At 47.3% G+C, this 19,953-nt stretch carries 18 protein-coding genes; 3 read left to right on the top strand and 15 right to left on the bottom strand.

The window, feature by feature from the left end; all coding sequences use genetic code 11:
* Positions 1 to 59: 59 nt before the first annotated feature.
* The 4 genes from ABCW47_RS05730 to rimO form a co-directional block, all read right to left on the bottom strand.
* Positions 60 to 716, bottom strand: a complete 657-nt coding sequence (locus ABCW47_RS05730) for a hypothetical protein (RefSeq protein ID WP_484771509.1) — start codon at positions 714 to 716, stop codon at positions 60 to 62.
* A 215-nt stretch (positions 717 to 931) separates the two neighbouring features.
* Complete coding sequence (locus ABCW47_RS05725) at positions 932 to 2,194, bottom strand: competence/damage-inducible protein A (protein WP_343208897.1); 1,263 nt, start codon at positions 2,192 to 2,194, stop codon at positions 932 to 934.
* A gap of 3 nt (positions 2,195 to 2,197) precedes the next feature.
* The gene (gene pgsA, locus ABCW47_RS05720; RefSeq protein ID WP_343208896.1) at positions 2,198 to 2,740 is read right to left on the bottom strand and encodes a CDP-diacylglycerol--glycerol-3-phosphate 3-phosphatidyltransferase; all 543 of its coding nucleotides are present in this window, start codon (positions 2,738 to 2,740) and stop codon (positions 2,198 to 2,200) included.
* A gap of 45 nt (positions 2,741 to 2,785) precedes the next feature.
* A complete protein-coding gene (gene rimO / locus ABCW47_RS05715; RefSeq protein WP_343208895.1) occupies positions 2,786 to 4,108 on the bottom strand; it encodes a 30S ribosomal protein S12 methylthiotransferase RimO in 1,323 nt (440 codons plus the stop codon).
* A 273-nt stretch (positions 4,109 to 4,381) separates the two neighbouring features.
* Between rimO and ABCW47_RS05710 the strand changes: the two genes are divergently transcribed.
* Complete coding sequence (locus ABCW47_RS05710) at positions 4,382 to 6,031, top strand: CvpA family protein (RefSeq protein ID WP_343208894.1); 1,650 nt, start codon at positions 4,382 to 4,384, stop codon at positions 6,029 to 6,031.
* A 45-nt stretch (positions 6,032 to 6,076) separates the two neighbouring features.
* Here the strand turns inward: ABCW47_RS05710 and folD are convergent, their stop codons facing one another.
* The 4 genes from folD to ABCW47_RS05690 all read right to left on the bottom strand — a co-directional run bounded on the left by folD (position 6,077) and on the right by ABCW47_RS05690 (position 11,680).
* Positions 6,077 to 6,925, bottom strand: coding sequence for a bifunctional methylenetetrahydrofolate dehydrogenase/methenyltetrahydrofolate cyclohydrolase FolD (folD, locus tag ABCW47_RS05705; RefSeq protein WP_343208892.1), 849 nt, complete (start codon positions 6,923 to 6,925; stop codon positions 6,077 to 6,079).
* Positions 6,926 to 7,043: 118 nt separating this feature from the next.
* Positions 7,044 to 7,802 (bottom strand): N-acetylmuramoyl-L-alanine amidase, encoded by a 759-nt coding sequence (locus tag ABCW47_RS05700; protein WP_343208891.1) that lies wholly within the window; start codon positions 7,800 to 7,802, stop codon positions 7,044 to 7,046.
* 85 nt (positions 7,803 to 7,887) lie between these two features.
* Positions 7,888 to 9,150, bottom strand: coding sequence for a sn-glycerol-1-phosphate dehydrogenase (locus ABCW47_RS05695; RefSeq protein WP_343208890.1), 1,263 nt, complete (start codon positions 9,148 to 9,150; stop codon positions 7,888 to 7,890).
* A gap of 238 nt (positions 9,151 to 9,388) precedes the next feature.
* Positions 9,389 to 11,680: a hydratase gene (locus tag ABCW47_RS05690; RefSeq protein ID WP_343208889.1), complete on the bottom strand. Its 2,292-nt coding sequence runs from the start codon at positions 11,678 to 11,680 to the stop codon at positions 9,389 to 9,391.
* A 482-nt stretch (positions 11,681 to 12,162) separates the two neighbouring features.
* Here ABCW47_RS05690 and pyrB point away from each other — a divergent pair, with 482 nt between their 5' ends.
* Both pyrB and ABCW47_RS05680 read left to right on the top strand, forming a co-directional pair.
* On the top strand, positions 12,163 to 13,092 hold the full coding sequence (pyrB, locus tag ABCW47_RS05685; RefSeq protein WP_343208888.1) for an aspartate carbamoyltransferase: 930 nt from the start codon (positions 12,163 to 12,165) through the stop codon (positions 13,090 to 13,092).
* 130 nt (positions 13,093 to 13,222) lie between these two features.
* Complete coding sequence (locus ABCW47_RS05680; protein ID WP_343208887.1) at positions 13,223 to 13,654, top strand: aspartate carbamoyltransferase regulatory subunit; 432 nt, start codon at positions 13,223 to 13,225, stop codon at positions 13,652 to 13,654.
* Positions 13,655 to 13,760: 106 nt separating this feature from the next.
* Here the strand turns inward: ABCW47_RS05680 and ABCW47_RS05675 are convergent, their stop codons facing one another.
* The 7 genes from ABCW47_RS05675 to ABCW47_RS05645 all read right to left on the bottom strand — a co-directional run bounded on the left by ABCW47_RS05675 (position 13,761) and on the right by ABCW47_RS05645 (position 19,717).
* Entirely contained in the window at positions 13,761 to 14,606 is an 846-nt protein-coding gene (locus tag ABCW47_RS05675; protein WP_343208886.1) for a class I SAM-dependent methyltransferase, read from the bottom strand.
* Positions 14,599 to 15,057, bottom strand: a complete 459-nt coding sequence (locus ABCW47_RS05670; RefSeq protein WP_343208885.1) for a hypothetical protein — start codon at positions 15,055 to 15,057, stop codon at positions 14,599 to 14,601. Before ABCW47_RS05670 ends, ABCW47_RS05675 begins: the two co-directional genes overlap by 8 nt.
* 79 nt (positions 15,058 to 15,136) lie before the next feature.
* The gene (locus ABCW47_RS05665; RefSeq protein WP_343208884.1) at positions 15,137 to 15,859 is read right to left on the bottom strand and encodes a peptidoglycan recognition protein family protein; all 723 of its coding nucleotides are present in this window, start codon (positions 15,857 to 15,859) and stop codon (positions 15,137 to 15,139) included.
* Between the two features lie 97 nt (positions 15,860 to 15,956).
* Positions 15,957 to 16,688: a class I SAM-dependent methyltransferase gene (locus ABCW47_RS05660; protein WP_343208883.1), complete on the bottom strand. Its 732-nt coding sequence runs from the start codon at positions 16,686 to 16,688 to the stop codon at positions 15,957 to 15,959.
* Positions 16,689 to 16,800: 112 nt separating this feature from the next.
* Complete coding sequence (locus ABCW47_RS05655; protein ID WP_343208882.1) at positions 16,801 to 17,646, bottom strand: hypothetical protein; 846 nt, start codon at positions 17,644 to 17,646, stop codon at positions 16,801 to 16,803.
* Positions 17,640 to 19,061 (bottom strand): sensor histidine kinase, encoded by a 1,422-nt coding sequence (locus ABCW47_RS05650; RefSeq protein ID WP_343208881.1) that lies wholly within the window; start codon positions 19,059 to 19,061, stop codon positions 17,640 to 17,642. Before ABCW47_RS05650 ends, ABCW47_RS05655 begins: the two co-directional genes overlap by 7 nt.
* A complete protein-coding gene (locus ABCW47_RS05645; protein WP_343208880.1) occupies positions 19,058 to 19,717 on the bottom strand; it encodes a response regulator transcription factor in 660 nt (219 codons plus the stop codon). The genes ABCW47_RS05650 and ABCW47_RS05645 overlap by 4 nt, the downstream gene beginning before the upstream one ends.
* Positions 19,718 to 19,953: the final 236 nt, after the last annotated feature.

The raw sequence follows: 19,953 nt of genomic DNA, 5'->3' as shown, positions 1-19,953 counted from the left end.
CAGGCCGCCTTATTGCAACAAAAGACAAGGGGGCTGCACACTCCCTTGTCCGGTTTAGTCTATTCGTATGGTTCATCCAATTCGTAACGCATATGGCCGGTTTCATACATACCGCCGTCAACTCTTAAATAGACTTTCTTACAGCCCTTCACATTATCCAGCAGACTGTGAGAAATACAATCCAGGATAGAAGCTTCCAGACCGGCCCCCACATTTGCTACGGGAGCTTTCGTCTTATCAAAGTTGACTGTTACGCTGTCGCCCTCCTGCTTTACATCCAGTATGCCTACATCCACCGATTCTGCCTTTAATTCCTCCACAACCAGTGCAACAACATATTCCGCCGTAAGCTCGTCTGTTTCCGGCACAACCTTAACAGCTGCCTTTACTTCCAGCTTTTCCGTATCAATGGAATAAATCGGCACATCTTTCGTGGAGCCCAGTTCCTTTTCCGGATCATCCTTTTTATCATCGCCGGTCTGAGAATTTCCATCCTGCGCATCATCCCCGGTCTGACCATCTTCTGTTCCGTCTGCACCTGGTGTCTGATTATCCTCTGTTCCCTGCTGATCCGGATCTGATACATGACCGTCATCCTCTTTTTTCCTGCATCCGGTCAGGGCAAATACCAGTACCAGCAGAAAAATCATTCCGACGGACAGGCTGCGGCCAAAGCGGCAGCTTTTGTGATTTTCTTCTCTGTTCATTCTCCTCAAACTCAACAACTCCTTCTGCCTTCGCTTTTCTATTGACATGCTCTTCTTAACTCTCTCATCCACCCATAGGATACTATAGTTCAATCCTATTTTACGGTTTCATCATAGTCACTAAGTATGTCATTTTTATGTTAAAAGCTTTGACATTTTATCAAGATTTTCGGAGGGATCTCCCGTATATACGAGATACAGAACCGTCCTTATCGGCTGGTGCTTTATTCTTTCTTATCTTCCTGCTCTTCGCTTAACCGTCTCCGGATCAGATCCAGAGCAGTCACCACAGAACGTTCTCTTATTTTCGTCCGGTTCCCCGCAAAATGATATTTTTCCACCGTCACTTTGTCCTTATAGGAACAGGCAATATAGACCAGGCCAACCGGTTTCTTTTTCGTGCCGCCTTCCGGTCCGGCAATGCCGGTGACAGCCACACCGATCTCAGCCTTGGATAACTTCACAATTCCCTTTGCCATTTCCCTGGCTGTTTCTTCACTCACCGCGCCGAATTCCTTTAAGGTCTGCTTCTTTACGCCCAGCACCTTGTGTTTTGTCTTATTTGAATAGGAAACGACGCCGGTGCCAAATACTTCCGAAGCCCCGGATACATTTACAATACGTCCTGCCAGCAGCCCTCCGGTACAGGACTCCGCCAGCGCCAGCGTTAACCCCTTCTTGTTCAGAAGATGAACAACGCAGTCTTCCAGAGTCACTTCTTCCTTAGTTGTATAAATCGCGTTTCCAAATCTGGCATTGATCTTTTTCATTACAGGATTCAGAAGTTTTTTCCCTTCCTCCTCCGACTCTGCTCTCGCCGTCACGCGCAGATGTACTTCACCAACCTTTGCATAGGTTGCAATCGTAGGATTCGTCTGATCTGCAATGACATCTCCCATTTTCGTGGCTACCAGGCTTTCTCCCAGTCCGCAGATTTTCACCATCCTGGAATACAGCTTGTACGGCTGCAGTACCGCAAGCCTTGGTTTCACCTGTTCTTCAAACATGGGGATCAGCTCGTCCGGCGGTCCGGGAAGCAATACTACCCGCTTGCCGTCCTCCGTCTCTACATAAAGCCCCGGCGCCGTCCCGTTATCATTTGCCAGAACCTGTGCTCCATCTATAATCTCTGCCTGTTTCCAGTTATTGTTGGTTACGCTCCGGTTATGCGCCTTTTGGAAATATTCTTTGATTTTCTCTTTGCACTTCTCATCCATAATAAGCTTTCTGCCCAGGACTTTAGCCGTAACCTCCTTGGTCAGATCATCCTCCGTCGGCCCCAGGCCTCCGGTAAGAATGACGATGTCCGCCCGGGACAGAGCCGTCCGGATCGTCTCCGTCAGCCTCTCCTCATTATCTCCAACCGTTATCTCATGATAAACGGAAAGCCCCAGGGATACACACTGCTCAGACAGATAGCTGGCATTGGTATTTACAATATTGCCCATTAAAATTTCTGTTCCTACTGTGACAAGTTCTACAACCATGTATTACATGCTCCCTTCCAAAATGACCTGACGGTTCTTGTAAATATAATCCACCAGGGAAATAACAGTTAACAGCAGCGACAGCCAGATAAAAATCTGCTCCAGTACAGCAAATATCGGATTCTCGAAATGCACGATTAATAAAATCGCCATAATCATCTGGGCCGTCGTCTTAAATTTCCCCCAATAGCTGGCAGCGATAACAATGCCCGAATCGGAGGCTACAAGCCGAAAACCGCTGATAATAAATTCCCGGCTGATAATCACAATAATAATCCAGGCCGGAACCAGATTCTGCGCCGCAAAACAGATCAGCGCGGAACAAACTAATAATTTGTCCGCCAGGGGGTCCATAAACTTCCCGAAATTTGTGACCAGATGGTTTTTTCTGGCCAGGTGCCCATCCAGTGCGTCGGTAAGACATGCAATAATAAAAATTGCAGCCGCTACATAGCGGGAACCGGGCACCAGATCCGTCAGCATGAAAACCAGAAAAACCGGAATCATGCACATTCTGGCTATTGTTATTTTGTTTGGCAGATTCATCTTCTATTCTTCCCCTTCCGGGCATAAAACAGCCCCATATCAAGCTTACTGCACAATTCCAATCAAATCATAGTCCTTCGCTTCTATCACCTTTACTTCAACAAAGTCGCCGGAAATCAGTTCATAGGGGCTGGATACAAAAATATATCCATCCACATTAGGAGCATCCCGGTAAGTCCGGCCCAGATAGACCTCATCCTCCGGTATTTTCCCTTCAATCAGAACCTTTAACGTTCGGCCCGGCATTTCCTCCGCCTTCTCAAATGCAATCTCCTGCTGCAGCTCCATGATCTCATCCCGGCGTTCCTCTTTCAGATTCTCCGGTATCTGATCCGCCATCTCGGCCGCCGGCGTATTCTCTTCCGCAGAATAAGTAAAAACTCCCAGCCGGTCAAAATTCATCTCATTTACAAATAAATATAACTCCTTCTGATCCTCTTTCGTCTCACCCGGAAATCCGGTGATCAGAGTAGTCCGAAGAGCAATATCCGGGATCTCTTTTCTCAGCTTTGCAATCGTCTCTTCCAGCTGCGCCCGGTTCGTCTTACGGCCCATCCGCTTTAATATCCCATCGGAAGCGTGCTGAATCGGCATATCCAGATAATGACAGATCTTCTCCTCTGTCTTAATCACTTCAATCAGCTCATCTGTAATTTCCTCCGGATAGCAGTAAAGAATCCGTATCCATTCAAGACCTTCTATCCGGCACAGCCTCCGAAGCAGCTCCGGCAATTTTTTCATACCATACAGATCAATTCCATACAGGGTAGTCTCCTGGGCAACCAGAATCAGTTCCTTTACCCCGGCTGCCGCCAGCTCTTCTGCCTCAGCAACCAGCCGGTCCATCGGTACACTGCGGTAGCTGCCGCGCATCTTGGGGATAATACAGTACGTACAGTGCTTATCGCACCCCTCCGCAATCTTTAAATAGGAAGTGTAGCCGCCTGTCGTATTGACCCGCTTTGCCTCCGTAAGAACAAGCTCATTGATATCCTTCAGGCAGGTAACCTTCTGCCCCTCCAGAACTCCGCGAATCACCTCTCCTATCTTATCATAGGCCGTTGTACCCACGATAGCATCTACTTCGGGAAGTTCTTCCTTCATCTCATCCGCATAGCGCTGGGCAAGACATCCGGCCGCAATCAGCGCCTTACACTTACCCTCCGTCTTATACCTGGCCATCTCAAGCAGGGTATTAATACTCTCCTCCTTGGCATCCCTGATAAAACCACAGGTATTCACAACAATCACATCCGCCTCGGTCTCATCATCCGTCAGTTCAAAGCCGTCCGCTCTGAGCAGCCCCAGCATCACTTCACTATCCACCAGGTTCTTATCACAGCCCAGCGATACAAACAAAATCTTCATATAGAATAGAATCCTTCCACCTTATCAAATTTTCATCAGTAAATAAGTTTTTCACTGTCCCGCAGGGACATTGTTCACTTGCAGCTTGCCACGTTCTTCATTCTTCCCTCTTAACTCTTCATTGCACTAACCAACTTCTTCCCATTCTAGCAGTTTTCGTTGACTTTTTCAACCGGTACGCTATAATTACACTATTACTTACGGGCGGGTTTTACATGTGTTTATCCGGTTCTACCGGCGGTCCCGGCAACAGACAACCATAAATCTGGAGGAATGAACAACTTGAAAAAAAAGACAAAAACGATTATTCTCACTGTAATTGCAGCCCTTCTGCTTATATTTCTCTACTATTATATAGCACTTCCGGCTATCAACATCCATTCGCCGGGCCTCTGGGGCTTTTTGATCTTTGTCGCGGCAGTTATCACTTTTCTGATCGGAATCCGGACAGCTAACCGGCTCCATACAGATTCTTCCGGGGATGGAATTCATTTTTCATTCCATGGGCCGATCTTTAAGAACAAGAAATTCAAAATTTCTTTTCTGGTTACCCTGGCTCTGGTTCTGGTCTATATAATAGGAAGCATTCTTTCCTCACAAATTGTGAATGCATCCAAGTATCAGAAATTGATATCCGTGGAACAGCGCAATTTTACGGAAGATATCAAGGAGATTTCCTATAACGAAATTCCTCTTCTGGACAGCGATTCCGCTGCTTTAGTCGGTTCCCGGAAGATGGGAAGCATGGTAGAGTATGTCTCTCAGTTCGAGGTCAGTAAAAATTACACACAGATCAATTATCAGGAAACTCCTTACCGAATCGCACCGTTAGAGTACGGTAATATCTTTAAGTGGCTTGGTAACCGTAAAAACGGGATTCCTGCATATATGCGCATTGATATGGCTACGCAGACAGCAGAATGTGTGAAGCTTACAGAGGGTATCAAATATTCTGAATCTGAACCTCTTAACAGAAATATTTACCGCTACCTCCGTTTTCATTTCCCTACCTATATATTTGACACCATCAATTTTGAAATAGATGAAAACGGAACTCCGTACTGGATCTGTCCGGTGAAGGATTATACGATCGGCCTGTTCGGCGGAGTTAAGATTAAAAATGTCGTAATGGTTAATGCCGTAACCGGAGAAATAGAAAATTATAACGTGGAAGATGTTCCCACCTGGGTGGACCGGGTTTATTCGGCTGAATTACTGATTTCCTACTACGATTACTACGGGTCCCTCAAGCATGGATATTTTAATACCTTGTTCAGTATGAAAGACTGTCTGAAAACAACGGCGGGCTATAATTATATCGCGCTCAATGATGATGTCTGGGTTTATACCGGTGTCACCAGTGTAGGCGGTGATCAGTCCAACGTCGGTTTCGTGTTGATGAATTCCAGGACTGCGGAGACGAGATATTACGAGATTCCCGGAGCAGAGGAATTCTCGGCGATGAATTCTGCCCAGGGCCAGGTACAGAATCTGGGTTATGTCGCCACCTTCCCGCTGCTGTTAAATATTTCTGATGAACCCACTTATTTCATTTCCCTGAAAGATGAGGCAGGTCTGGTTAAGAAATATGCGATGGTTAATATATCAAAATACAGTATTGTTGCAATCGGTGACTCCGTCATCGAATGTGAAAAGTCTTATATACAGCTCTTAAAGAATAACAACATTCAGATATCAGAGGATAGCGTAACGTCCAAGACAGCTTCCGGGGTTATAGCCAAAATTGCCCCGGCAGTAATAGAAGGGAACTCCCACTACTATCTGATGCTGGAGGGAAGCGATGAAATCTTTGATGTAGTCGTAGCCTCCAATCTGGAGATTATACGTTTCTCCGAAGGGGATTATATAAATCTGACTTATAATCCAGGTGAAAAATCAAATACGGTACTGACTGTAAAATAAAAAAACGGCCGGCGAACAATTCGCCGGCCATTTTTTTGCTTTTTATTATTTCCGTTTCGCAAGTGCAGCTTCCACACAGTTATTCATCAGCATGGCGATGGTCATAGGTCCGACTCCGCCCGGCACAGGCGTAATCGCTCCTGCCACCGGCTCTACAGATGCGAAATCCACATCTCCGCAGAGCTTGCCGTTCTCGTCTCGGTCCATACCCACATCTATGACCGCGGCGCCTTCTTTTACATAATCGGAAGTAATAAATTTAGCTCTCCCGATTGCAACTACAAGAATATCTGCCCTTCTGGCAACTTCCTTTAAATCTTTCGTTCTGGAATGGCATACGGTTACGGTTCCATTTTCCCGCAGAAGCAGCAGAGCCATCGGCTTGCCCACAATGTTGCTCCGGCCCACAATCACACATTCTTTTCCCTCTATCGGGATACCAGAACGCTTTAACAGCTGAATAATCCCGGCAGGCGTACAGGATACAAAACCGGGCTGGCCAATGGAAAGCTTGCCTACACTCTCCGGGTGGAATCCATCTACATCTTTATCCGGGCGGATCGTCCGGATAATAGTATCTTCATCAATATGCCCCGGCAGCGGAAGCTGAACCAGAATACCGTCCACATCCTCTTTTTCGTTCAATTCTTTCACTAATTTGATCAGTTCTTCCTGGGTAGTTTCCTCCGGGAGCTCATAGGCCAGAGACCGGATGCCTACATAGGCGCAGGCGTTCTTTTTATTTCTTACATATACGGTAGAGGCAGGGTCCGCTCCTACCTGAATGACAGCCAGTGTAACCTCCACGCCCTGTTCTTTCAGTTCTGCAACCTTTTCTTTTATTTCCTCCTTTATTTCAGAAGAAATTTTCTTACCGTCAATTAATTGTGCCATTTCCTTCGTCTCCTTTATCTGTTAACCCCTGCACATCGCAGGTCCGCCTGCGATACTGCGTTCATGCATAAACTTGAAGCCGATTGGGGTTCAAATTTTGTCCTCTGTGCGTTCCGCATTACCGCATCACGATCAATGTTTCATATCCCCGTGCGGACAGCGCGCGCTCAATCGCAGCCGCCTGTTCGTAAGACTGGAAGCCGCCCACCAGCACGGTATAATATTCACCGGCTTTTATTATAACAGATTCAAAGCCATCCTGCAAAAGTTGATTCTGCAGATTCAGGGCATTGTTATACTGCCGGAACAAACCAACCTGTACGAAATAATGACGGTCTGCCGGTGCGTCCTTAAGCGCCTCCATAATTCCGTCTGCTATCGCTTCCGCCACCTTCCCGAACCTGGTGTCAAAAATGCGGTTATCTTCGTCCGTGTTAATAAAGCCGGCCTCTACCAGCACCGCAGGCATCTGAGTGCGGCGCAGCACGATCAGGTCCGGGCGCAGAGCAATCCCCAGATTCTGAAAACCCAGATCCTCCAGTTCATCATTTATTTCATCTGCCGCCTCTTCCTTCAGTCCTCCCTTGCTGTAAATCAGGCTCTGTACTCCTGAATAAGTATTGGGCACCTGGCTGGAATTCCGGTGCAGAGAAACAAACAGATCTCCTCCCAGGCTGTTGGCAATCCGTGCCTTTTCCGTAGGGCTCTGGTAAATATCCGAGGTTCTGGTGTAAGCCACCTCCACGCCGTTCTTCGCCAGAATCTCTCCTACCGCCAGTGCAAGCGCCAGGTTGTCGTCCTTTTCCTTTCGGTCATTATAGACCGCACCATTGTCATAACCGCCGTGTCCGGCGTCAATAATTACCTGTCTGGGCATATCTTATCCCCAATCATTCCATTTCTTTTCTACAGGATATGCGTGTGGATGTCAGATTTGACCTCAAAATTACGGCAGGATATTTCTATCTGAAGAATCCATTTATAATCCGCATCAGGGTAAGACGGTTCCTGACAAAAGGAGAAAGCCGCAGAGACACAGGGATAAGCTCCGGGTCTAAGCCGATCTCCTCCGGGGAATGGACGCAGCCCGCCCTCTTCATTAAGCCGGTGAGCATGTTAGCGTCAGGCAGTTCTGCCAAGACAGCTGCAATCTCCGGCAGTTTTTCTCGCAGCCGCTGCTCCGGCACCAGCAGACACGGGTCCGGCGTATTTTCTCTAAGTATCCCTTCCATCCTGTCTTTTATTCCGAAAGTCTCCCGGAGAAAATCCATAGGCAGCCCCTCATAGGCATGAACGGTACAGGATTTGCTTTCAATAGCAAGACGCAGCTTTTCATATTCCCGGATTACCTGCAAAAGCCCCAGGGACACTTTCTCTCCATGGTAGGCATCCAGAGCGGGGTTCAAGATTTCCATCTCCCACAAATGTGACATATGGTGCTCCGCACCGGAGGCAGGCCTGGAATTACCACACAGCTGCATGGCGATACCAGAAAGAATCAGGGCATAGATTAGCTTCTCATAGGCATCCTCGCAGCCCTCCCGCAGTCCATGCGCCGCATCTCTTACCTCGTTCACCGCTTCCATCTCATAACGGCATATATTTTCACAGATATACTCTCCCGTCAGCAGATGGGAGATCTTCCAGTCTGTGAGCGCAGTATACTTGCCCAGCAGATCGGAGACACCGGACGCGGTAAGACGGTAAGGTGCCCTGGAAATGACTGTCACATCCGCCACGACACAGACCGGCGATACAGCCGGAAGCGTCGTCTTAAACCCATCCCAGGTCATAGCCGCAACCGATGATACAAAGCCGTCCACGCTGGCCGCTGTGGGCACCGAGACAAAGGAAATACCTCTGGCATGAGCCACATACCGGGCTATATCATGAATGGTGCCGGAACCCACCGCCAGGATGAGGCCGGCATCTGACGGCAGCTTCTCCTGCGCCAGCGCCACTCCGTGATTATCCGCGTGAAGGCCGACGGCCGGCAGTACGGCAGAGGGTATTTTGCATATACGGCCAATTCTATCTCCTGCCGCTGTATTCGTATTGGTATCACTTAAAATCACCGGTTTCCGAAAGGACTTCAACATCCCTTCCTCCAGCAGTTCCTTTAACTTTGCCGCTCCATCCTGCTCGATCCAGACTTCTTTTGTATCCATCTCATGAATCTTTCCGCAGCTGCACGGCCCTGTAAATTGTTCCAAAGGTGATTTCATTGTCCTGCTCCTCCCTGCTAACAATGAAATGACCCGGTAAACCGGGCCATTTCATTCAAGTACGCCTCGGCGTACTTGCTGCGAACCGCACGTCATGCTTTGCATGACATAATACATCTGTGCGGTTCTGCAATCCGCCGGAGGCTTTATCTTGGAAGGAGACTGGGCTCCCACCAAGACGAATTTGTTATTTACTCACCACCTATTGAGGTGGGAGTCTTATCTACTTCCATGATCATTATTTCGTATCTCTGTAGTAATTAATCAGGCATCCCTTCAGAATAATCGTACGCTCATCATCCGTCAGATCGCCCAGACTTAAGGTAAATTCCTTCAAACCATCTTTAACAGCATAAGCTTTGATCTGGTTTTCCTTGTTCTCCACCGCTTTACGGATATCCGGAACAAAAATATAGTCTCCGTTTTCAAAGGGCAGATCTCCCGCCGGAATGAGGAACGGCAGCATGCCCCAGTTAATCAGGTTGGAACGGTAACGCTTTGTCGCATATTCGTTTGCCACGTTGGCCCAGCCCCCCAGAACTTTCTGGCAGGAAGCAGCCTGCTCTCTGGCGGAACCATCTCCCGGTTTCACTGCAAAGATGGTGCTGCCGATACCTGTGTTTCCATCGTCAGCCTCCGGATAAGCCTGGCGTATTGACGCCATGACATCGTTAAGTTCCGGCAATGCGGTAACCGGGCTCCGGCCTTCTTCTCTTGCCTTTTCTGCTTTCTGTACTTCTTTTGCTCTCCCTACGTATTCCGGATCTTTTCTGGACAGGGTAAATTCAGCCAGTCCCAGAGGATTGGAACGATAAGAAGATGTTTCACCGGATGGGATCAGTTCATCGGTTGTTGTTACCGGATCGTGGATTTCAGAAACCACTTTCAGCAGAAGATGATCCGTCAGCGCCGGCATCTTTGGCCAATCTTTAATATTGGGGCCGAATTTCACCTCTACGGACGGATCTGCCTTCCCCTTGCTGTCAAAGACACGGTTCGCATAGATCGCTTTGTCAAAGAAGTATTTCGGCATCGTAAATTCAGTATCAATTTCAGTAGCTGCGGTTAAATAACCCTTGTTCGCAGCTGTTGCGGCAATGGATCTGGCATCCATCAGAGCTACCGACGCAATCTGTCCGTTCTGAACCTTAGACCCCTCCCGGTTCGGGAAGTTTCTGGTAGAATGGCGGATACTGAATCCGTTATTGGACGGCGTGTCGCCGGCTCCAAAGCATGGTCCGCAGAATGCAGTCTTCATAATAGCACCTGTCTCCATCAGAGACGCAGCAGCCCCGTTCTTCACCAGTTCCATATAGATCGGCTGGCTGGCCGGATAGACGCTCAATGTAAATTCATCCGCACCGATGCTCTTACCCTTAAGAATAGCTGCCGCTTCGCAGATATTTTCGAAACCGCCGCCTGCGCAGCCTGCGATAATTCCCTGGTCCACATAAAGCTGATCGTTTCTCACTTTATCCCGGAGGTTAAAATCCACCTTATCTCCCAGGCTGACTTTCGCTCTCTCTTCACATTCTGCCAGAATGTCCGTCAGATTTGCCTTTACATCCTCGATTGCATAGGCGTTGCTTGGATGAAACGGCATTGCAATCATCGGTTTTACTTTGCTTAAGTCCACATAGATCATGCCGTCATAATAGGCCACTTCACCCGGCTTTACTTCTTTATAATCGGCCTCTCTTCCATGAATCTCATAGTATTCCTTTATCTTCTCATCGGTGGTCCAGATGGAGGACAGACAGGTGGTCTCCGTTGTCATAACGTCAATGCCGATTCTGAAATCCGCACTTAAGTTTCCAACTCCGGGCCCCACAAACTCCATCACTTTATTCTTCACATAGCCGTTGCCGAACACCGCTCCGATGATCGCCAGCGCCACATCCTGCGGGCCCACTCCCTTTTCCGGTTTACCGGTCAGGTAAACGCCCACAACGCCGGGCATAGTAATGTCGTAGGTTTTATTTAGCAGCTGCTTTACCAGCTCCGGTCCTCCTTCGCCCACTGCCATGGTTCCAAGGGCGCCGTAGCGGGTATGGCTGTCAGATCCCAGGATCATCTTTCCGCCCCCGGAGAGCATCTCACGGGCATACTGGTGAATAACTGCCTGATGAGGCGGCACATAGATTCCGCCGTACCGCTTTGCGCAGGACAGGCCAAACATATGGTCATCCTCATTAATCGTACCGCCCACGGCACAGAGGCTGTTATGACAGTTGGTAAGTACATACGGCATGGGGAATTTCTCCAATCCGGAAGCCCGGGCCGTCTGAATAATCCCGACAAATGTAATGTCGTGGGAGGTCAGGCTGTCAAACCGGATTTTCAGTTTCTCCATATCCCCGGATGTATTATGATCTTTCAGAATGCGGTAGGCCATCGTATTCTCTGCGGCTTCCTTTTTTGTTACTGCGCGGCCGGTTTTTGCCATAATAGCCTGTTCAGCTTGTGCATTATCCTCCACTAGTTCGGTGCCACCCAGCAGATAGGCCCCGCCTTCGTATAATTGAATCATTCTTTATCCTCCTTCATGTGTCAAAGGGGCTTTATCCCCTGGTTTAATAAATTAATACTATATTTTGAAAACAAGCGCTGCGCTTCTTGAGAAGTAGCGAAAGCTTCGCTGCGCTCAGCATCTTCGTGCTTCGCACTTCGTTTAACGGGTTCCTTCTCAAGCGCTTCGCTTCTTGAGAAGTAGCGAAAGCTTCGCTGCGCTCAGCTTTCTTCATTATAATATTTATTTCTGACTAATGCAATCGCAGGATTTTCTAACCCTGCTTTTCATAGTTTTTATATCCTGGAATCCGGCCGTTCATACCGCAGCAGAGAAATCCTCTATATTCATCTTGTAATCCGGCAGCAGTTGTATTAAAATAATGCACAGTGGAAAGCCGGAACGCACTTTTACTCATGTTATCAGAACCGGCTTTGGAATAGTTACTCATCGAAAAAAGCTGCTTGTAAGGCAGCCATATTGTCACATTTATGGAGGTGCTTATGAAACATCTGATCAGTCCGCTGGATCTGTCTGTAGAAGAACTGGATCATATCCTTGATCTGGCAGAAGACATTATTCAGGACCCGAAAAAATATTCTAAAGTTTGCGAAGGCAAAAAAATAGCAACTCTTTTTTATGAACCAAGCACACGTACCAGACTCAGTTTTGAGGCAGCCATGTTAAATTTAGGCGGTAGTGTTCTTGGCTTTTCTTCTGCCGATTCCAGCTCAGCCGCCAAAGGGGAAAGCGTAGCGGATACCATTCGCGTTGTTTCCTATTATGCGGATATCTGTGCGATGCGTCATCCGAAGGAAGGCGCGCCTCTGGTCGCGTCCATGCACTCTTCTATCCCGGTAATTAACGCCGGCGACGGCGGCCACAATCATCCTACCCAGACCCTTACCGATTTGCTCACAATCAAAAATTTAAAGGGGCATTTTGACAATCTGACGATTGGGCTGTGCGGGGATCTGAAGTTTGGCCGTACCGTTCACTCTCTGATCAATGCGCTGGTTCGCTACACCGGAATCAAATTTGTCCTGATCTCCCCGGAAGAGCTTCGTATTCCCAGCTATATCCGCCATGAGGTTCTGGAAGGAAATGGGGTCCCCTATGAGGAAGTGTCCGTGCTGGAGGATGTTATGCCGGAACTGGACATCCTCTATATGACCAGAGTGCAGAAGGAACGTTTCTTCAATGAAGAAGATTACATCCGTTTAAAGGATTCTTTCATACTGGATATGAAGAAGATGCGTCTGGCTAAGGAGGACATGCTGGTACTGCATCCTCTGCCCAGGGTAAATGAAATTTCCACTGAGGTGGACAATGATCCGCGGGCCGTGTACTTTAAGCAGGCACAGTACGGCGTATTTGTCCGGATGGCGTTAATCATGACATTACTGGGAATAGAGGCCGAGTTTAAAAAATAAGCCTGATCGCTCATTTTTCAAACGGCTGTTTTGTGCTGAAGTGTCACAAAACAGCATCTATCGCAGCTGAGAATTTGACATTCTCAGCGCGTTCCTCAGCAAAATACGCTTCGGAATGGAGGAATAAAATATGTTAAATATCGGCGGTTTAAATCAGGGTGTTGTTATCGATCATATCCCCGCAGGCGGTGCAATGAAAATATATGACTATCTGAATCTGGAATCTCTGGATTGCACGGTAGCAATTATAAAGAATGCTTCCAGCAACAAGATGGGCAAGAAAGATATCATTAAAATAGAAGGCCCGATCAATATTGATCTTGGCATCCTGGGGGTCCTGGATCATAATATGACCATAAATATCATAAAGGACAACAAGATTGTGGAAAAGAGAAAACTGACACTGCCCCAGGAGGTAACCGGCATTATCCGGTGCAAAAATCCCCGGTGCATCACTTCCATTGAGCAGGAGCTGCCCCATACCTTCCATCTCACCAATCCGGAAAAGGGAAGTTACCGCTGCATCTACTGTGAACAGGAATTCAAAGACTTCAAAAAATAAAACGGGACTGCCGCAAGGCTGAACCAAAACAAGGGAAAGCGTAAATAAAGTGCGCTTTCCCTTGTTTTTTGCGGGATTTAGAAAAATACAATATCCCGCTCTTCTTCTATGAGCGTTTTCTAGCCGCCAGGCACAGGGTATCCCCCTCACCCGTATACGCCGTTCCGGCCACATCACCAAATACTTCTATGTCCTGAAAACCGGCTTTCCTCAGTTCAGCCGTAAAAGTTTCTTTGGAATATATCTGATTCCATAAATTAAAGCAATTACACTCCTCATCCGTCATAACAATATACTGCTCCAGTGTATTTTCCGTTTCCCGGTAATATTCATTTCTCTGTATGACAACACAAGGTTTTTCAGACCAGAAACCATTTTCCTGATACTCAGCCTTATTCTTTTCCTCAAAGTTTTTCAGCCATTGTTCCGTAAATCCATCCAGAATAAAGATACCGCCCTTTGTCAGCGCTCTTTCTATCCTGCGCAGCAGCACAGCTCTGTCTGACGGGGGCAGTACACCAAAATCACAGTAGATTAAAAGGATGATATCAAATTCTTCTTTATATTCCAGATCCAGATAATTCCGGCAATGATACTGTATCTCTTTTTCTTCCGCCGCCGCATGCTTGCTGGCATAGTCAATAGAACGCCTGGAAAAGTCAATCCCCGTTACCGTAAAGCCCTTCTCCGAAAGAAGTTCCGCATAGAGTCCCGGCCCGCAGCCCAGATCCAGTAATTTCTTTTTCTTTCCGCCGCAATACTCCGCAATCCAGTCCACAGACCGGCGGATAAAATGATAATTTCTTGAAGCGCCGTCAAACTCCGGGTCCAGGTGAGCCTTCAGCATCTGTCCGGAAATATGGCTATCATCCCAGAATGGGGAAGAACTGGCTTCATAGAGCTCCGGCATTCGCCGCATATAGCCCAGTATTTTATTGTTTCGTTCACTCATCTCTACCCTCTCCATGAATTTCACCACCGCCTGTTTTTTCACCAAACCGGCTCCAGCACTGAAACAGAGCAAAGGCGCCCAGCAAAAAAGATGTCACGAGACAGAGCAATATCAAAATCACATCATGCCGGATAATCAAATAAAAGCCTGACATCGGAGCCAAAAGCAAAATGCCGATCCAGTCCAGAATACCCATACTTATCCCCTGGGTAGCTTCTATTAAAATAACAAATACCGCCCCTGTGGTACAGCCCCAGTATACCGCAGCGACGCACATCCTCCGCTTATACCGGTATCCCGTAATAAAATAGGCAAGCCATGCCCCCAGAAATAGTACCGACGACAATAAATTAAATATATCAGTTGAAAACATATAACCGTGCAGATTAAAAAACGTACACAGTATCGTTGCAAATGCAGCTATCCACTTACAGAAACCCTTCCGATCCATCTTGTGGTCCTCTTTCGTCCTTATGCCTGTCAACTCTATCTTCTCTACTTTACCACAAGAACTTTTAAAATTCCAGCAATTACCCCGTGTATTCCTCCAGTTCATCCAGAAAACGCAGCCATGCATCCTCATTGTCCACATAGTATTTCGGACATTTTTTACCCGTCACATCATAATGCCGGATCACTTCCTCTGTACTCAGATCAAAGGTTTCACAGAGCCAGGAGGTGAGCCGTACCAGCGAATCATAGGTAGCCTGGGTAAAGCTTCCCGATTCATCCCCATGACAGCACTCAATTGCTATCGTATCTATATTTCTGCTGTTGGAGCAATACGAAATCTCATCCAGCGGGACACATTGAATAATCGTCCCGTCTATTCCGATCACAAAGTGACTGCTGGCGCTGGTTTCATGCGTCTGTGCCAAATAGGCGAAATAACTTCTGTTCTGTTCCGCCGTCGTACCCGGATTCCCGGTATAGTGAACGACTACCCCATTCACCGCTTCCAGCTTGTCACCGGGCCTGGAATACTCATTCAAAGGAAGGATATCCTGGGTAATCCAGTCCGGAATTTCAATTTCATCCTCCTTCTCCGTATCGAAAGGCGCGGTTTCAGGAAGAACATCATCTTTTTTCGTCTCATCGGCAGAAGCCAGGCGGGCTTCCAGATGGTCGTTTAGTTTCATCAGTATTTTTCCGCAGAGAACCAGTATGAGCAGACCGCAGCACAACACCGCCACACATTTCAGATTGTGGCGTATTCTTCTGCGCTTTCTCCCCCTCGGTTCATAATCTCTCATCTTTCGTCCCTCTTTCTATCCTTTGTACTGCTTAAAAGTATAGAAAAAGGTTGTATCATAAAAATCTACAAATTGTATCCGAATTGCATCTGAATTCTTATTTTTTTCTTGCTTTGACAATCAGCATCATGGGCCGGCGCATTTCATCCTTCATGCCTTCTATCCCCATCATATGGGCAGGCGGCTGCGGTTCCACAATGTTGACCAGTTCAAACCCGTGCGTCAGAAGTCCGTTCAAATAAGTCGTCAGTGTCTTGTGATATTTTGTAACCTCTTCGCCCAGGAAATTAGCTTTTCTCTCTCCCTCATAAAAATAATTGTCCACTGGAAAGTGCAGAATTTTCCCATCCTTATCGTAATACCAGTCCTGGCTTCCGGCGGCGGTAAAGATCGGGTGCTCCGCGGAGAAAACAAAGCAGCCGTCCTTTTTCAGAACGTGGTTCACCTTCTCCGCAATCTTTTCAAAAGAAGGGATATAGTGAAACGCAAGTGAACTAAGCACCACATCAAAGCTCTCCGAATCGAAATTAATATCTTCAATTGACTCACAGAGATAACTCACCCTGGGAGATGTTGTTTTCTCTTCCGCGACAGAAAGCATCCGGCGGGATATGTCAACGCCGACCACCTTGTCTGCTCCTTTTTCCGCCGCATAAATGCAGTGCCATCCATACCCGCATCCCAGATCAAGCACAGCTTTGCCCTGAAAATCCGGCAGCAGCCCTTTCAGGGTTTCCCACTCCCCAGCTCCCTCAAGGCCCTCTTGGGATCGGTTCATCCGGCCGTACTTTTCAAAGAATACCGGATCATCATATTTATTTTGACCCATATCGTGATTCCCCTTTCCGGTAAATTATAATTTAAAATAGGGTGTCAAAACAGTGCTTTTGACACCCTGATCAATTTAGTATACAAATGGCCTTCCATCCTGTCAAATACAACTAATATGCCGGGTAAATCTGCCAACTGAAAAATACTTTGGATGTACTCTTCTTTATCACCTGCTTGTCCGCCAGCGAATCGTACACCTGTAGATTTTCCAGTCTTAAATTGTAAAAGATCCACTGGTCCTTATTGCCCATTTCATAGATCGTCCGCACAGAATAAATCGTACTATCGTCCGATATCGGCATTGAGTCTGTACTCATACTGCTGGCTCCGATGTAATCATAGAAAAAAGCAGTAAAACGCTCACAATATTCCGCTCTTTCCTTTTCATTCATTTCAGACATAGAATCAGCAAAACAGTAGATCTGATAAATTTTCCAGGTTTCCGTGTCCATTGTCAGCATACACTGGCTTCCCATTGCATCGGTAAATCTGATCTGCCATATGGAAAACCGTATTTTCTTATTCTCCTTCTCACTGTAGGTCTGCAGAAAGACGGAATAAAAACTTTGCTCCCACTCGGGCTCGGATAGTTCCATCACAAATCCGGCATCTATAAATTTTTTCAGCTCCCGGTAGCTCTTCTTAAAAAAGTCCGGATAATTTTCCAGCATCAGCTCTTTATTCTCAATCTCGACACCGGTTACGTCAATACTTTGCTCGGCAGCATACATTGCTTCCGCGTTCCAGCTTACCAGCATGGAGAGCTTTTCTCCTGTAGTAAGGACATTCTGAAAGTCCAGCCCTGTCTCCACCTTTTCCATCTTTTCATTGTGATTCTGGTTGAGCAGCTTCGCATCCTCCCGCTGCAGAATACGGTTGGGAAGCAGAATAGAACCCACGCAGATCCCCAGGGTCAGAAGCCACGCCGCAAAATAAGATATGATTCGCTTTACCATAACTCCACCCTCTCTCTAGGCAGACTGACAACAACCGAAGTGCCCTCGCCGGGACTGCTCTCAAATCGCATTTCCCCCTGATGAAGCCCTACGATATTCGCGCAGATAGAAAGGCCAAGACCCGCGCCGCCCTGCTTTCGGGCCCGGGATTTATCAACCATATAAAATGCCTCTGTGATCTTGTCCAGCTTGTCAGCTGGAATTCCACGCCCCTGGTCCCTCACTGTAACGACGTAGTTTTCTTCCTGTTTCTGGCCGGTGACTGAGATTGCCGTTCCCCTGGCCGATGCCTTTCTGGCATTGTCAATCAGGTTGATAAACAAAGATTTTAGCAGATCCGGCTCGCCAAAAATCTGCTGTTTTTCTGCATGTATTACAAGCTGGATACCATCTTGTTTCAGCGCAGGTTCAATCATCTGTCCAATCTCCTGAAACAGCCGCTGCATTTCCACCGGCTTTATATCAAAGTCCTGTTTTTTCAGTACAATCATTTCCATCATTTTAAGGGAAAGGGCTTCCAGCCTCTTTCCCTCCGAATAAATATAATTTGCGGCATAGATGGTATCCTCCTGGCTTAACTCCATGGAACGGAGCATGTCCGCATATCCGATGATGGAGGTCAAAGGAGTTTTCAGTTCATGGGCAAAGGAATCGGCAAAGTCCTCCTGCCGCCTTGCCTGTTCTTCCAGGCTGTAAATTTTATCCGCCAGCTTATCCGCCATGCTGTTAAAGTCCCTGGTCAGCATGCCGATTTCATCGTTGCTCTTTATCCTGCCTCTGGTTTCGTAATCGCCTCTTGCGAACCGTTTGGTAATCCGCGAAAGGCCCCGGATCGGTCTGGTGAGCAGCCGCGCCAGCAGCAAAGTAAGGACCCCGGTGATGCCCAGGATACAGAGAATAATCTTCTGATACGTGCGAAAAAGATTATCCCGTTCTGAAAAAACATGTGAAATGTCCATCACATTTTCCAGTATAATCTCTCTGTTATAGAGAGGCATACTCAGCGCCGTCTCCAGAAAATAGGCTCCGTCCTCCGTCTGCAGTATCCGGTATCCCCGCTCTCCCGACCCCAGGGATTCCACCAGTTCCTCCGAGCGCAGCGGCAGAGGGTCCGTGTACAAGATATCTCCGTCCTTTTCTTCCATATGAATGAAATGGTCACTTCCGGAGGTTTGCTTTAGTGCCCTCACGATCTGGGACCGAACCTCATCCGAGGCAAAGAAATAGTCCTCCGGCAGCGCTGCCACAGCCATCTCCATGGAAAACTGCAGAGTCTGGTTTTCCGCCATACCCATATCAATCTCCCGGTGCAGGGTAGACTGGAAGACGGAGGAAAGCAGGTAATATCCTCCCACACCGAAGGTGACAGCCACCAATGACAGTATCCAGAAGAAAATCTTCCATTGAAATTTCACTTCGGCACCTCCAGCCGGTATCCGATTTTATAAATCGCTTTAATCTTGTCCTCCCAGTTCAGCTTTTTTCTGAGCCTCTGTACATGCAGGTCAATCGTCCTGCTGTCTCCCAGGTAAGTTCCTCCCCATACCTGCTGGTAAATCGTCTCCCGGTACAGAGCAATATTTTTATTCTGCACGAAAAGCAGCAGCAGGTCATACTCCTTCATGGTCAGATTAATCTCCCTTCCGTTCTGTCTGACAATCCTGGAAGTGGTATCAATCTCTACGTTTTCCAGCCTGAGCATAGGATCACTCTTATTGTACCGGCGCAGGACACTTTCCACTCTGGCCAGCAATTCAATAATTTCAAACGGCTTTGTGATATAATCATCCGCCCCTGCCCGAAGGCCCTTCACTTTATCCCTGGTCCCGCTTTTTGCCGTAATGAATATAACCGGCGTGTTAGTCGGCTTGCTGTATTCCAGCAGTTCATAGCCATCGACACCTGGAAGCATAATATCCAGAAGAATTAAATCATAGGCTTCTTCTTCAATATAATTAGCGGCTTCTTCCCCATCCATGCAGCAGGTACAGTGATAGCCGGCTCTGGTCAAATTCATGCGGATCAAATTCATAATCGGTTCTTCGTCTTCAGCAATCAGTATTCGTTTCATACCCCGCCATCCCTCATTTTATTTACTACTATCTTATTTTTACCTTGCATCAGAATTGTATCACGTCCAGATCTAAAAAATCTCACTTTTTTATGAAAGGTTTCTTAATACTCTGGGGCAGAAGCTGAATTTATTCTGTAGTGCAGCAGGTTTTTCTTTAAGAGGATGCCAAATTTTCTAGGGGATATGCTTTGCCAGCCAAGACCCGCACCGTTAAATTTGACTGCTTGCCGCTA

The sequence above is a fragment of the Anaerolentibacter hominis genome (assembly GCF_032380675.1).
Taxonomy (GTDB): Bacteria; Bacillota; Clostridia; order Lachnospirales; family Lachnospiraceae; genus Anaerolentibacter; species Anaerolentibacter hominis.
The sequence above is the reverse complement of the archived record's forward strand: the minus strand, read 5'-3'. Positions and strand labels throughout refer to the sequence as shown.